The sequence below is a fragment of the Agarivorans sp. JK6 genome (assembly GCF_045277145.1).
GTDB classification, from domain to species: Bacteria; Pseudomonadota; Gammaproteobacteria; order Enterobacterales; family Celerinatantimonadaceae; genus Agarivorans; species Agarivorans albus.
The window spans coordinates 511,736-525,574 of record NZ_CP113525.1 but is presented as its reverse complement, the minus strand read 5'-3'; the positions used below and the strand labels follow the sequence as shown (position 1 = coordinate 525,574).

The following is a 13,839-nucleotide window of genomic DNA, read 5'->3' as shown; positions in this document are numbered from 1 at the left end:
TTGAGAAGAACGACAGTCATGCAAATAGGCAGTTACAAGCTGGACAATCCGGTGATACTAGCGCCTATGGCTGGAATTACCGATCAACCCTTTCGTCGCTTATGTTGGCGTTTAGGTGCGGGGCTTACGGTTTCGGAGATGGTGTCCAGTAACCCACGGGTTTGGAACAGCCAAAAATCACTAAACCGTATGGTTCACCTAGATGAATGTGGCATACGCAGCGTTCAAATAGCAGGTTCAGATCCAGAATTGATGGCTCTCGCCGCCCAACATAATGTGGCAAATGGCGCGCAAATCATCGATATCAATATGGGTTGTCCCGCTAAAAAGGTAAACAAAAAGTTAGCTGGTTCGGCGCTATTACAGCAACCCGAGTTAGTTAAACAAATTCTTGATGCTGTTGTACAAGCAGTTGATGTACCTGTGACACTTAAGATTCGCACTGGGTGGTCACCCGAGCATCGCAATGCTTTGCAAATTGCCAAGCTTGCAGAAGCTGCCGGTATTCAATCTTTAGCCATACATGGTCGGACGCGAGCGTGTATGTATAAAGGTTTAGCCGAGTACGACACCATCAAAGCAGTAAAACAAGAGGTTTCGATACCTATTGTGGCAAATGGTGATATCACCACACCGGAGCAAGCCAAGCACGTTTTGGATTACACCGGCGCGGACGCCATCATGATAGGTCGAGGAGCGCAAGGTAACCCTTGGCTTTTCAGAGAAATTAATCACTTTTTAAGCACCGGGCAGCATTTAGATGCACCCAAAGCCGAAGAAGTGAAGGAAGTAATGCTTCACCACTTAGACAACCTATATTCACATTATGGGGAGTACCAAGGGGTTCGTATCGCTCGCAAACATGTGGGGTGGTACTTGAAGCAATTAGCGGACACGGATGAGTTTCGTAGCCAGTTTAACCAGCTTGAATCAGCCCTGGTACAAACGTCCGCGATTGAACAGTTTTTCGAATAGTTGTGATCATTAATTAATTAAAAAGAGCGTCAAGTATGTTTGATTCAAATACCACCACAAACACACTTTCTACTATGACTAGCAGTGCAACTAGCACTGAAGTGAAAGAACGTCCATTACGCGATTCAGTTGAGCAAGCATTGCGCAACTACTTCGCACAATTGAATGGCGAAGATGTGTCTGAATTGTACGAATTAGTACTATCTGAAGTTGAAGCTCCGTTGCTTGACGTAGTTATGCAATACACTCGCGGCAACCAAACCCGCGCTTCAATCATGTTAGGTATCAACCGCGGTACTTTACGCAAGAAATTGAAAAAATACGGCATGAACTAAACACCTGTTCATAAGGTATTGATTAAAAAGCCAAAGTGAATGATTTCACTTTGGCTTTTTTGTTTTTTCTAGCTATTACAATGTATTAGCTTGAGCTTAAATCATTCATTTTCCTGACAGCTCACTTCCTTAAGCTAAGGTCTATGAGCACCCGAATTTAGATAATCGATTAACTGTTCTGCTGCAAATCTATATCCTTCAGATCCCCAGTGTGTGTCATTCGGCAAGTAAATATCAACAGTTCCACGTTCAACTTCGTCCTGAATCAAACTATCCAATCGAAGCATCGATAACTCAGAGTATTTACCCAATGAGGGAATAAGGCTGAAGTTTGCATATTGCTGATCAGCAAGAACCTTCGAATAAGCTGATAATTTGTCGGGTGCGATCATTAACACAAATCGAGTTTTACCATTTTTCTCAACAGCTTTCTGAATAGCTAATAAATTACAGGCCATAAGTTCAAGATCTTCAGCCTCCAAATATTGCTTGTCGAAGTCGTTTTCATGTATCAGCAGCTTATTTTTCACCTGGCTAGAAAACAGCCCCAGGCGTGTAACCTCAAGAGCAACAGTGTCACTAACGTTTAGCCCAATCGTTCGAGATAAAGCTTTTAATAGATAATGGCTAGCCTGATCTAAATCTAAGCTAAAGTGATTAACCTCTCTAGCTACAGAATAAGTTGAATAGTGGCGATTATTGTCTAGTTGAATTGTTGGTAACTCTGAGTGAGAAGTTTTCTGTGGGAACTGACAGTCTTTTTGTGAGGAACGTTTATATAAGCTTGCTTCTACACTTTGAAAAACAAATAGCTTTGGTGGTTTTTCCAGAAACAATGGGCTAGATAGCAGTCGACTGGCTCCCCCCTGATTAAAGTGTAGCACTTGTGCGGTAAGCCCAGTAGCTTCAACAAAGTAGTTCACCCAGTTGTTATTAAGGTCGTCCTGTGAAAATGAATCACCTAGCACGACTACGTCACTATAGAATTGGTAGCTTTTCTTATTTTTTTGAAAAAGTGCATCGTGATAAAAATTTTGGGGCTGGTTCCATCCAAAATCATTCTCACTGAATCCGGCAGTTCGAGTTAAGTTGCCTATGGTCGGTGATTCCAAATATGCACTAGTCGCCACCAATACAATACTGAAAAAACCAATAGACAAAATTACAATACAATTAAAACGATGAAAGCTAGCCATAATCAAAACCGAAAATACAGGAACTCACTAACGTTATTCATATTAAGAATGACATGTAGTGCAAGAATTGAAATCAAAACAGCCCAAACAAAGTTAGCTCGGAATCTAACTTTATCGGCACCGGGAAGTAAACCGACAATCTGCAAGCTATTTGGTAAAACCAATACAGCAAAAGTTAACCCCAATATCCATTTAGTTACAGAAAAATGCTTTCTGAATAGGTCATTGTAAAATAAGCTCCCACTACTATCATAAAATGGGCTAAACCCTAGCATAGATTTCCATATCTGCATTGCTACCTCTAAAGACTCTGCACGAAATACTACCCATGCAAACACTACACATGTAAAAGTAATAAGCCAGCTGATACCTATACTCACCTGTCGTGGTAAATAATAATTTGCTTTAAACCTAGTTAATTGATGCCACTGATGATTAACAACCAACATCACACCGTGCATCCCCCCCCAAATAATGAATGTCCAACCAGCCCCGTGCCACAAACCTCCGAGTAACATAGTTATTAGCAAATTTTGGTATCTTCTGAAGCTTCCTAAGCGATTACCTCCCAAAGGTATATAAACATAGTCTCGTAAGAAACGAGAAAGAGTAATATGCCATCTTCGCCAAAACTCTATAATGTTTAACGATTTATATGGAGAATTAAAGTTAAATGGAAGGGATATACCAAACAGTAAAGCTACACCTATAGCCATATCTGCATAGCCAGAGAAATCAAAATACAGCTGAAATGTATAACTTAAGGCTCCATACCAAGCTTCAATAGGGGCTAATACAACTCCTTGTTCTGCTGCAGTAAATACCTGAGACACATAAACCGACAACTCATCTGCAATCAGCACCTTCTTAGCTAAGCCCAAAATAAACAAACACAATCCGGTAGCAACTTTTTTAGGGTTATATTGGTAGCAACTATCATCCAAAAACTGCGGCATCATTTCTTTGTGGTGAACAATAGGGCCTGCTATAAGCTGAGGGAAAAACGTCACGAATAAGCAGTATTGAAGAAAATTATACTCTCTTGTCTCTTCACGATAAGCATCTATAAGGTAGGCGACTTGCTGAAAAGTGAAAAAAGAAATAGCCAAAGGAAGAACAATCGATTCTAAATGAATATTGCCTGAAATAACGAGGTTGAAGTTATCTACAAAAAAATTGGCATACTTATAATAAGCCAGTAAAGCTAGGTTCAAAGTTATTCCAAAAACCAGAATCAGCTTTCTATTCGAATGGCCACTTGCACGATGATTAAGCTGCACCCCTATTGCGTAATTGAACAACATAGACCCCATAATGAGTCCCAAATACGCTGGGTTCCACCATCCGTAAAAAAATAAAGATGCCCCCACCAACCAAGAAACAGCAACCCGATGATGCCCTCGGTTTCCAATCCAAAAATACACTAAGCATACAATGGGTAAAAATAGGAAAACAAAAGCGTAAGAATTAAATAGCATTAAATTGTTGACGCCACCGACAAAGTTTTTTTTATTCTAGCTTGAGAACGCTTCAAGATCTTTACTTTACATTTTTTAGATAAATACTGAAGAGCAATACGCTAAACATCAAAACCCATCAAAGCAAGCGCTTAAGTTACACCTCTACAAATTAAGACGCTGATTTAAATGCTATTATTTTACAGAGATCGCCGATAACTCCGTTAAAGCGAACAAAAAAGCCCAGTAGACCTTAGCGATTTACTGGGCACAAATTTGGAAAGGACTGCCATTACATCAGACAAAATGTATTGGCACTTTGTGTTTAGCCGAGCATCTTACGTGCGGCTTCAACAACAATGTTTACTGCTTGGTGTTCGGTGTTTTTCATCAAGCTTTCGTCTGGGATCTCTTGCTGGGTTCTATTCACAATTACACCTGCAACACAGCCTGCTTTTAAGCCTTGCGAGGCACACATGGTAAATAAAGTAGCGCTTTCCATTTCAAAGTTAAGTACGCCCATGGCTTGCCATTCTTCCATTGAACCTTGAAAGGCTTTAACTACGCGGCCAGACACCGTGTCGTAGCGCTCTTGGCCTGGGTAAAAGGTATCGCTAGAAGCAGTTACACCCACATGGCAGGTTGCCTTGGCGTCTAATGCCGCACTGTTTAAGGCTTGCATACAAGAAAAATCAGCTACCGCAGGAAACTGCATGGGAGCAAAGTGGCTGCTGGCGCCATCTAAACGAACCGAGGCAGTAGTTACAATTACGTCACCCACATTAATGTGTGGCTGGATAGCGCCGGTAGTACCTACCCGCAAGAAGGTGCGAATACCTAATTGAGCCAACTCTTCAACCGCAATTGAAGTAGACGGCCCGCCAATGCCGGTTGAACATACTACAACAGGTGTACCGTCCAATTTACCTAGGTAAGAGGTAAATTCACGCTGCGAGGCTAAAAACTCAGGTTCTTCTAATAACGAGGCAATACGTTCTACGCGCTGCGGGTCGCCAGGAATAATGGCTAAAGTTGCGCCTTTTAGCATCTCTGGGTTTAAGCCAAGATGAAATACACTCGCTTGCTGGTTCATGTTTACCTACTTAATGTCGTCCAATGATTGATGAGCAGAGCATAGGACGAGAACTGAGCAATAAGTGTGAAACATCTCGCATTTGAAGCTAACTTAGCAGCAAATAGCCTAATAGTTACTGCTTGTGTTGATCAAAAAGCCTGCTCAAAAAAACATTAAATTTATCAATAATCGAACTTTTCTTGGCCGCTGTGTTCTACAATAGCCTGAAATAGTTTTTGTGCTTACTTGAGGTAACAACCATGAATAAACAGCTACTTATTGGCTTAACTTTAACCCTAGGTTTAGCCGGCTGTGCCAGTAAACAATCGGAGCCAAGCATGGATTTAGCAGATAGCCGTTGGTATATGACGGGTGATTTCTACAACATTGCAGATATTAAGCTGCCAGCATTTACCTTAGAAGAAAATGAAAATGGCTTTAAAATTTCTGGCACCACAGGCTGCAATAACTTTTTTGGCCAAGCAGAGTGGGATGGAAAGCAACTCAACGTTACCCAACCAATAGGCATGACCCGCATGTTGTGTGACGACATGGCGAACAAAATTGAAATGGAATTTGTTCAAGCGCTAGAAAAACCCCTAGTGAGTGATGGCGAGAACTTACGCTTAAACAACGGTGCAATGTTTAAGCGCGTACCAAAAAGCTAAGTCTTTAGTTTTATACGGTAGCGCTAAACCAGCGCTGCCGTGCATCTTTAATCCCCGCAACAGCCATCAATAATGCAATCACAGCACTACTACTCAAGACCCACCAGCTAGTAACTAGTTGATGCTCTTGCCACTCTACCGGATTTACTTGCCACTGCCATTGAGCAATGGCCCAATCTAATCCCCAACCAAATGCCATAGCACTAGCAACCACCCCAACCAAATAAGCGACCAATGCTCGCATGCCCATTTCTTGGCGAACCAACATTAGCGTTGCGATATTAGTCGCCGGGCCAGCCAACATAAATACCAAGGCAGCTCCTGGAGATATACCCGCAATAATTAAGCCTGCGGCAATTGGCGTTGAAGCAGTGGCACAAATGTACATGGGGATCCCCACCAACACCATTACCACCATGGTGATCCATCCTTGCCCCCATCGAGTCATAAAACTTTCGGGTAAGTAAGTTTGAATGAGTGCCGCAAAGACTAAGCCCAACACTAGCCACAAGTAGCTATCTTCCACTAACTCTACAAAACTATGCAGCCATTGCTTGGTATTAACTTTTGCCCGACTCTGCGGCGGCGAAGGCTTGGCCTCACTGGCACAGCTACTTTTGCCACTACAACAGCTTTTAACTTCGTTAGCGCTGGCTGACTCGTCCTCGCCTTTGCCAACCAATAAGCCGGCTACAATAGCACTTACTATTGCAGCTATTGGCCTCACAACCGCCATTACCGGCCCTAACAGTGCATAAGACACGGCTACTGAATCCACTCCAGTTTCTGGGGTGGCAATTAAAAACGAGGTAGTGGCACTTTTAGATGCGCCAGCACGGCGCAATCCCATGGCCGCGGGAATTACCCCACAAGAGCACAAAGGCAGCGGCGCACCAATAAATGCGGCTTTAACTGTGGTACTCGCTTTGCTGTTACCCAAGTGCTTGGCTAACCAACGGCTAGGTAAGCCTAACTTAAGGCTAGCTGCAATAACAAAGCCCAAAAACAACCATGGGGCTGCGCTTAAGAAAAGGTTTATAAAGTTATTCAATAGCATCATCTAAGACCTTTAGTATTGAACAGGAACGTGCACTTTCTTCTCCGCCACAGCAGGCATCGTGAAGAGTTTTAAGGGTTGTTTCGAAGGCTTTTAGCTCTGCTAGTTGCTGCTGCACCTTAGCCAGTTTTTGCCCTACTACATTGCTTACATCGTTACAGCTGGCGGTTTCTGCATGCTCTCGCAGAGTGAGTAGCTCCAATATATCTTTAATTGATAAACCGGCTTGTTTAGCGCGCTGGATAAACCTCAAACGCGCTAAATCTTGCTTGCTGTACATGCGGTAGAGGTTCTCGCCACGGGCAGTCGGCACCAACAAACCTTTACGTTCGTAAAAGCGCAAGGTTTCCACCGTTAAACCACTTAGCTTTGCTAGCTCACCAATCTTGTACATAACCATCCTCCATTTCTTTTATGATAAACCCTGTAGCTAGGTATAGGGTCAAGAGTTTTATGAAAGAAACAAAAAAGCCTGATAAAAATCAGGCTTTTGGGGACAGTGATTTTGACCTTGCGCTACTCGTAACGATTACGCTCTTCGGGCAAGTCTGATGAATACTCAACAAACTCCACTTCAAAGTTATTCGGATCGCGAAAATACACATTACGACGATGGCTACTTTGGGCCCCTTCATGGTGAATCTGAAAGCCTGCATTTAACATACGAGTAATTAAGCCGTCTAAATCAGCCGTAATATAAGCAAAATGCGCCATACCTATTTGATTACCTTCAAGCGGCCGATTCTCCCCATAACCTTGATCGTTAAACGTGAGGTATTGGTCATCATCGCCAAAATGTAACCAATGCCGCTCTACCCCATACCAAGTTTGCTTACCCTCTCCTCTCACCTGCCAATGAGGAAAAGCCGCCTGATAAAAAGCCAAGGTTTGCTGCATGTCTTTTACCACTAAGTTCAGATGTTCTAATTGCATCGTGTTCTCCTTTGCGCTTTTAGTGCTAATTAAAGCTATTTATTGTTACTGTGCTTATCAGCCTAAAACCTCAACTTAAGTTGAGGTAAAGAGATTTTTTACCTAATCTTTAAAATTTGTAGGAAATAGCTATGCAAGATCGACCTAAACAGGCCTTGTCTGTTGGCTTTGTGGCTAAACGCTGTGGTATTAAGGTGTCTACGCTGCACTTTTACGAAACTAAAGGTTTAATTAATAGTTGGCGTAATCACGGTAATCAGCGACGTTATCATCCCGATGTACTGCGGCGGGTATCGGTCATTAAAGCTGCCCAAAAAATGGGGATAAGCTTGGCAGAGATAAAAGCAGCTTTTGCTAAGCTACCCAATCAACGTACCCCTAATAAAACCGACTGGGAAGCTCTCTCGCAGCAATGGCGCGAGATACTAAATCAACGTATCAAACAGCTGGAGAATTTACGTGATTCCCTCACTGGCTGCATCGGATGTGGTTGTTTATCCATGAAAAGCTGCCCGCTCTATAACCCCGATGACCAACTCGCCAGCGAAGGACAAGGACCAGTTATTTTAAACCGCAATAACCAGTCCTCATAAAAAAGTCATCTTTTTCCCGCATACTTGAGAACTATTTACTGCCTTAAAGCGTTCTATTGTTGATAACAAAGGAGTGTCTATGTTTAGTTTTCTAAAACCTAACCCACTTAAACGCAAGCGCCAAAAGTACGATGCATTGTTGGAGTCTGCAATGCTGGCTCAGCGGCGTGGAGACATTATGACTTACTCGATGTTAAGTGCTGATGCTGACGAACTATGGAAAGAAATAGAGCAACTTGAATCACAGCAAAAATAATTAACAAAAACCACAGCAACAGCTTCGCAAGTTGCTGATATAAAAGTTATTTTCTTCTATACGGTTGAGTCATTTCGCTAAGCCGTCCATACTGGTTAAAAATCAAGCAAATATAAACAACTAGTCAAATGGCCGACAGTAAGACCGTTACACCTCAGTTCAGGACAAAATACATAAAGCTCGGAACCGTTGTGGCAATGGTGTCTATATTCAGCTTGGCTATTTTGGCGATTGTCTTTACCGCGCTTGAAAACATTGAACAAGAAGTAGAACAAAAGGTTAAAGAGTCACTGCAAACGGTACTGCGAGCAACTCAAGAAGCCCATCATATCTGGATTCAACACCGGCTTTTGGAATTGAGCAATGCCGCTCAGTCAGAGTCGGTAGTGCGTTCTGCTAGCATAATTAGTCAGCCAGATAGCCCCTCAATCATGCGTGCCAACGCAGAAGCCAGCATTAAGCTAAGCTTTGCTCTGATGATGGAGACCTATCAAGATAAAGCTTATTGGTTGAGTGACTTAAACGGGCAAGTGCTCTATTCCAATAGGTCTAGAGACATCCACCAAACTCACCCCTTGTTTGAATTTAAAACCGACAAAATGGAGCAAGTACTCACCGGCGAAACCTTGTTTATTACCGGCTTGCCACAACAAACTAAGCACAGTAACAACATGTACTTTAGTGCCCCGGTATTTAATGCAGATAAGCAGTTACAAGCGGTACTTATTGTGAGTGTTAACCAAAGTGACCACTTCAGTCGAATTACTCAATTGGGTCGAATTTGGGATTCAGGTGAAACGTACGCTTTTGATCGCAATGGCTTAATGCTTTCGGCAAGTCGCTTTAATGAACAGCTGCATCGCTTAGGCTTGCTGGAGCCAGGACAAGATGCCATCAACAATTTGCATATCAGTGACCCCAACTCAGCCAACAACGAGAACAGTAAAACGCTTACCTTGATGGCCCAAAGCGCCACCCAAGGAATTACCAGTTACGACCTTAAGGGCTATCCCGACTATCGGGGGATACAAGTAGTGGGAGCTTGGACATGGCAACCCACTTATGATTTTGGTTTAACCACCGAAATCGACCAAGCCGAAGCTTTTCAAATCTACTATCGAACCCGCAACATCGTACTGCTGGGTATCATCAGCTCTTTACTGGTAGCGGTGAGCTTATTTTTATTACTCTACTTTAGCCAACGCAACGCTAAACAAGACTTGCGCCAAGCAAGAATGGTATTGGAAGATCGAGTAAAAGAGCGCACTGCGGATTTAGAAGCCTCGCAACAGGAGCTACGCACCGCCTATCGCGAGCTAGAAAAACTGGCAGTTACCGACAGCCTTACCGGCATTCCTAACCGACGTTGTGCCGATGAATTTCTTGAACAAGAATGGCGACGCGCCCAGCGTGGTGGCTACCCCATTACTATTATGCTTATAGACATTGACCACTTTAAACAATACAACGACCACTATGGCCACCCAGCTGGTGATGTATGTTTAGAAAAAGTGGCTCAAACCTTAATTGCTACCGGCATTTGTAAACGCCCGGGCGATCTTATCGCTCGCTACGGCGGCGAGGAGTTTATTGCGATTTTGAGCAATAGTGATTTCGACTATGCTGAATTCTCGGCCAAGCGACTAGTAAAAGCCATTAACAAGGCAGAAATTCCACACCAGTTTAGTTTGGTAGAAAAGCAAAATCACATCACTATTAGTGTGGGCGTATCCATTGCCGAAAGTGCTGATATAGGTTTGACAGAGATTATAGATTTAGCTGATAAAGCCCTTTACTTGAGCAAGCAAAACGGCCGCAATACCTTTCGTTTTCAGCTGCCACCAGCTGACTCATCCACATTGCACATCGATTCAAGCTCAAAGGTAGATTGATATGGCTCTAGTTGGTAAGGGTAAAAGTGAAAAACTGCCACTTAAGCTTATACTCTAGCTAAAGCCGCAGCTTGTGCTTACCAAGTGGTCAACTATCACTATTTAAGCGCTTGGAGTAACGGTTAATTTAAGCTTTTGTTTCACTCAATTTGCCCTCCATACCAACATTTCTCAGTTAAAAACGGCGCATTCTTCACACTTTTGCTGTAAAATGCGCGCCTCAAACCTAAGTTGTTTATTTTTCGGGCAACTTGTACCGCTAGCGCATGTAACTGCTAATGAGGATAAAACCCCAATGGAAAACGCTCGACCGATTCGACGTGCACTGATTAGTGTTTCAGATAAAACAGGCATTATCGAATTCTCACGATCTTTAGCCCAACAAGGTGTAGAGATCTTATCTACTGGTGGCACCGCAAAATTACTGGCCGAAAACGGCATCGAAGTTATTGAAGTATCTAACTACACTGGCTTCCCAGAAATGATGGATGGACGTGTTAAAACTTTACATCCAAAAGTACACGGTGGCATTTTAGGTCGACGCGGTACCGATGATGAAGTGATGAACAACCACGGCATTAATGCTATCGATATGGTTGTTGTTAACCTTTATCCTTTTGCAGCAACAGTAGCCAACCCAGATTGTAGCCTTGAAGATGCAGTAGAAAACATCGACATTGGCGGCCCAACTATGGTGCGCAGTGCGGCTAAAAACCACAAAGACGTAACCATTGTGGTTAATGCATCAGACTACGATCGCGTACTCGCCGAAATGGCAGCCAACGATAAGTCGTTAACTCACGCTACTCGCTTTGATTTAGCCATTGCAGCCTTTGAACATACTGCAGCTTACGACGGCATGATCGCCAACTACTTTGGCACTATGGTTCCTAGCTACGGCGACAACAAAGAAGGCGACGAAGACAGCAAGTTCCCACGCACCTTCAACAGCCAGTTCATTAAAAAGCAAGACATGCGCTATGGCGAAAACAGCCACCAAGCGGCAGCTTTTTATGTTGAAAACAACATTGAAGAAGCTTCAGTATCTACTGCCACTCAACTTCAAGGTAAAGCCTTGTCGTTTAACAACATCGCCGATACTGATGCAGCACTAGAATGTGTGAAAGAATTCGACGAGCCTTGCTGTGTAATTGTAAAACACGCTAACCCATGTGGCGTAGCGCTAGGTGGCAATATTCAAGAAGCTTACGAGCGCGCATACAAAACCGACCCAACTTCTGCCTTTGGCGGCATTATTGCCTTTAACCGCGAGTTAGATGCCGATACTGCTGAAGCCATTGTGTCTCGCCAGTTCGTAGAAGTAATCATTGCCCCTAAAATTTCTGAAGCCGCTGCACAAATTGTTGCTGCTAAGAAAAACGTACGCTTATTAGAGTGTGGCGAATGGTCAACTAAAACCACCGGTTTGCAGCTTAAGCGTGTAAACGGCGGCTTATTGGTTCAAGATCGCGACCAAGGCATGGTAACTCAAGACGAACTAAGCGTTGTGAGCAAGCGCCAGCCTAGCGAAGAAGAGTTGCGTGATGCACTATTTTGCTGGAAAGTAGCCAAGTATGTTAAGTCTAACGCCATTGTTTACGCAAAAGGCAACATGACTATTGGTGTGGGCGCTGGCCAAATGAGCCGAGTATACAGCGCTAAAATTGCTGGTATTAAAGCCGCCGACGAGAAGCTAGAAGTAGCAGGCAGCGTAATGGCATCGGATGCATTCTTCCCATTCCGCGATGGTATCGACGCAGCAGCTGAAGCTGGCATCACTTGTGTGATTCAGCCTGGTGGCTCAATGCGTGATGACGAAGTGATTGCAGCAGCCGATGAACATGGCATGGCCATGGTGTTCACTGGCATGCGCCACTTCTACCACTAAAAAACCACAGCCAGCCTCGCGCTGGCTGTTTTGTATTTCGGCTTGGTAAGCCAAGCCCCGTTTACTCAGTATTGGATAGACAAACATGAACGTACTTGTGATTGGCGGCGGTGGCCGCGAACATGCTCTAGCATGGAAGGCTGCGCAATCTCCTTTAGTTGAAAAAGTATTTGTTGCCCCAGGTAACGCCGGTTCTGCTCTAGAGCCTAAGCTAGAAAACGTAGCCATTGGCGTAGAAGACATTGCTGCTTTACTTAGCTTTGCTCAGCAAAACCAAGTTGAACTCACCATTGTTGGCCCAGAAGCGCCATTGGTTATTGGTGTGGTTGATGCCTTTAGAGCCGCAGGCCTTAAAATCTTTGGCCCTACTGAAAAAGCTGCTCAACTAGAAGGCTCTAAGTCATTCACTAAAGACTTTTTAGCCCGTCACGACATTCCAACTGGCTACTACCAAACCTTTACTGAGGTTGCCCCAGCGATTGCCTACGTAAAAGAGCAAGGCGCACCCATTGTGGTTAAAGCCGATGGTTTAGCAGCAGGTAAAGGTGTAATTGTAGCCATGACCGAAACCGAGGCAATTGCTGCTATTGAAGATATGCTTGCCGATAACGCCTTTGGCGAAGCCGGTTCTCGCGTAGTAATCGAAGAATTCTTAGACGGCGAAGAAGCTAGCTTTATCGTAATGGTAGATGGCAGCAACGTATTGGCCATGGCCACCAGCCAAGACCACAAACGTGTTGGCGATGGCGATAGCGGCTTAAACACTGGCGGCATGGGTGCATACTCGCCAGCTCCAGTGGTTACACCAGAAATCCACCAGCGCATAATGGATGAAGTGATCATGCCTACGGTTAAAGGCATGGCCGCCGAAGACAATGAGTACACTGGCTTCCTATATGCTGGATTGATGATTATGGCTGACGGTTCGCCAAAAATCATCGAATACAACTGCCGCTTTGGCGACCCAGAAACCCAACCAATTATGATGCGTATGCAGTCTGACATTGTTGAACTGTGTTTAGCTGCTGTTGACCGTAAATTGGATACTAAAACTGCCGAGTTTGATCCTCGCGCAGCAATGGGCGTAGTGCTAGCTGCTGCTGGCTACCCAGGTTCTTACCCTAAAGGTGACGTAATCACATTGCCAAGCCTTAGCGAAGAAACCAGTAGCGCTAAAGTATTCCATGCAGGTACTAGCGAAAAAGACGGCAACATTGTAACTAACGGCGGCCGCGTATTGTGTGCTACCGCTCTAGGTAACAACGTTACCGAAGCCCAAGCAAATGCCTATGCGCTAGTGAAAAAAGTATCTTGGGATGGCATGTTCCACCGTAACGATATTGGTTACCGCGCAATCGCCCGCGAAAAAAGCTAAGTAAACCAAGCCGCTTGGCAACAAGCGATATATCAAGCCACTGTAAATGACATTTATAGTGGCTTTTTTTGTTTTATATCTCCCAGCCAGTTCTTTATCTCAATTATCATAGAGCGATGCTATTATTCACTTGTCGGTA

14 protein-coding genes are annotated in these 13,839 nt (G+C 43.9%); 8 read left to right on the top strand and 6 right to left on the bottom strand.

The genetic code is table 11. The features are described from left to right. Positions 1 to 18: 18 nt before the first annotated feature. Positions 19 to 975: a tRNA dihydrouridine synthase DusB gene (gene dusB, locus OV592_RS02535; protein ID WP_016402071.1), complete on the top strand. Its 957-nt coding sequence runs from the start codon at positions 19 to 21 to the stop codon at positions 973 to 975. Positions 976 to 1,010: 35 nt separating this feature from the next. Continuing rightward, the gene (fis, locus tag OV592_RS02530; protein WP_016402072.1) at positions 1,011 to 1,310 is read left to right on the top strand and encodes a DNA-binding transcriptional regulator Fis; all 300 of its coding nucleotides are present in this window, start codon (positions 1,011 to 1,013) and stop codon (positions 1,308 to 1,310) included. Positions 1,311 to 1,444: 134 nt separating this feature from the next. Here fis and OV592_RS02525 read toward each other — a convergent pair whose 3' ends face one another. The 3 genes from OV592_RS02525 to udp all read right to left on the bottom strand — a co-directional run bounded on the left by OV592_RS02525 (position 1,445) and on the right by udp (position 5,056). Beyond that, complete coding sequence (locus tag OV592_RS02525; RefSeq protein WP_406610275.1) at positions 1,445 to 2,506, bottom strand: hypothetical protein; 1,062 nt, start codon at positions 2,504 to 2,506, stop codon at positions 1,445 to 1,447. Positions 2,507 to 2,508: 2 nt separating this feature from the next. Continuing rightward, the gene (locus tag OV592_RS02520; protein WP_338623622.1) at positions 2,509 to 3,984 is read right to left on the bottom strand and encodes an MBOAT family protein; all 1,476 of its coding nucleotides are present in this window, start codon (positions 3,982 to 3,984) and stop codon (positions 2,509 to 2,511) included. A gap of 304 nt (positions 3,985 to 4,288) precedes the next feature. Continuing rightward, positions 4,289 to 5,056, bottom strand: a complete 768-nt coding sequence (udp, locus tag OV592_RS02515) for a uridine phosphorylase (protein ID WP_016402075.1) — start codon at positions 5,054 to 5,056, stop codon at positions 4,289 to 4,291. Positions 5,057 to 5,298: 242 nt separating this feature from the next. Here udp and OV592_RS02510 point away from each other — a divergent pair, with 242 nt between their 5' ends. Continuing rightward, positions 5,299 to 5,706, top strand: coding sequence for an META domain-containing protein (locus OV592_RS02510; RefSeq protein ID WP_016402076.1), 408 nt, complete (start codon positions 5,299 to 5,301; stop codon positions 5,704 to 5,706). A 10-nt stretch (positions 5,707 to 5,716) separates the two neighbouring features. Here the strand turns inward: OV592_RS02510 and OV592_RS02505 are convergent, their stop codons facing one another. From OV592_RS02505 to OV592_RS02495, 3 genes are all read right to left on the bottom strand, one after another. Then, on the bottom strand, positions 5,717 to 6,766 hold the full coding sequence (locus tag OV592_RS02505; protein WP_406610274.1) for an SO_0444 family Cu/Zn efflux transporter: 1,050 nt from the start codon (positions 6,764 to 6,766) through the stop codon (positions 5,717 to 5,719). Then, positions 6,750 to 7,157 carry a Zn(2+)-responsive transcriptional regulator gene (gene zntR, locus OV592_RS02500; RefSeq protein ID WP_406610273.1) on the bottom strand — a complete coding sequence of 136 codons (408 nt, stop codon included), beginning with the start codon at positions 7,155 to 7,157 and terminating at the stop codon, positions 6,750 to 6,752. The genes OV592_RS02505 and zntR overlap by 17 nt, the downstream gene beginning before the upstream one ends. Before the next feature lie 122 nt (positions 7,158 to 7,279). Beyond that, positions 7,280 to 7,696, bottom strand: a complete 417-nt coding sequence (locus tag OV592_RS02495) for a VOC family protein (protein WP_016402079.1) — start codon at positions 7,694 to 7,696, stop codon at positions 7,280 to 7,282. Between the two features lie 131 nt (positions 7,697 to 7,827). On the opposite strand from OV592_RS02495, the gene soxR reads away from it, so the two are divergent. The 5 genes from soxR to purD all read left to right on the top strand — a co-directional run bounded on the left by soxR (position 7,828) and on the right by purD (position 13,700). Further along, complete coding sequence (soxR, locus tag OV592_RS02490; RefSeq protein WP_406610272.1) at positions 7,828 to 8,289, top strand: redox-sensitive transcriptional activator SoxR; 462 nt, start codon at positions 7,828 to 7,830, stop codon at positions 8,287 to 8,289. 79 nt (positions 8,290 to 8,368) lie between these two features. After that, entirely contained in the window at positions 8,369 to 8,545 is a 177-nt protein-coding gene (locus OV592_RS02485; protein WP_016402081.1) for a DUF6435 family protein, read from the top strand. A gap of 128 nt (positions 8,546 to 8,673) precedes the next feature. Beyond that, positions 8,674 to 10,437: a diguanylate cyclase gene (locus OV592_RS02480; RefSeq protein WP_406610271.1), complete on the top strand. Its 1,764-nt coding sequence runs from the start codon at positions 8,674 to 8,676 to the stop codon at positions 10,435 to 10,437. Between the two features lie 295 nt (positions 10,438 to 10,732). Then, positions 10,733 to 12,325 (top strand): bifunctional phosphoribosylaminoimidazolecarboxamide formyltransferase/IMP cyclohydrolase, encoded by a 1,593-nt coding sequence (gene purH / locus OV592_RS02475; protein ID WP_220719188.1) that lies wholly within the window; start codon positions 10,733 to 10,735, stop codon positions 12,323 to 12,325. Positions 12,326 to 12,410: 85 nt separating this feature from the next. Further along, positions 12,411 to 13,700 (top strand): phosphoribosylamine--glycine ligase, encoded by a 1,290-nt coding sequence (gene purD, locus OV592_RS02470; protein ID WP_406610270.1) that lies wholly within the window; start codon positions 12,411 to 12,413, stop codon positions 13,698 to 13,700. Positions 13,701 to 13,839: the final 139 nt, after the last annotated feature.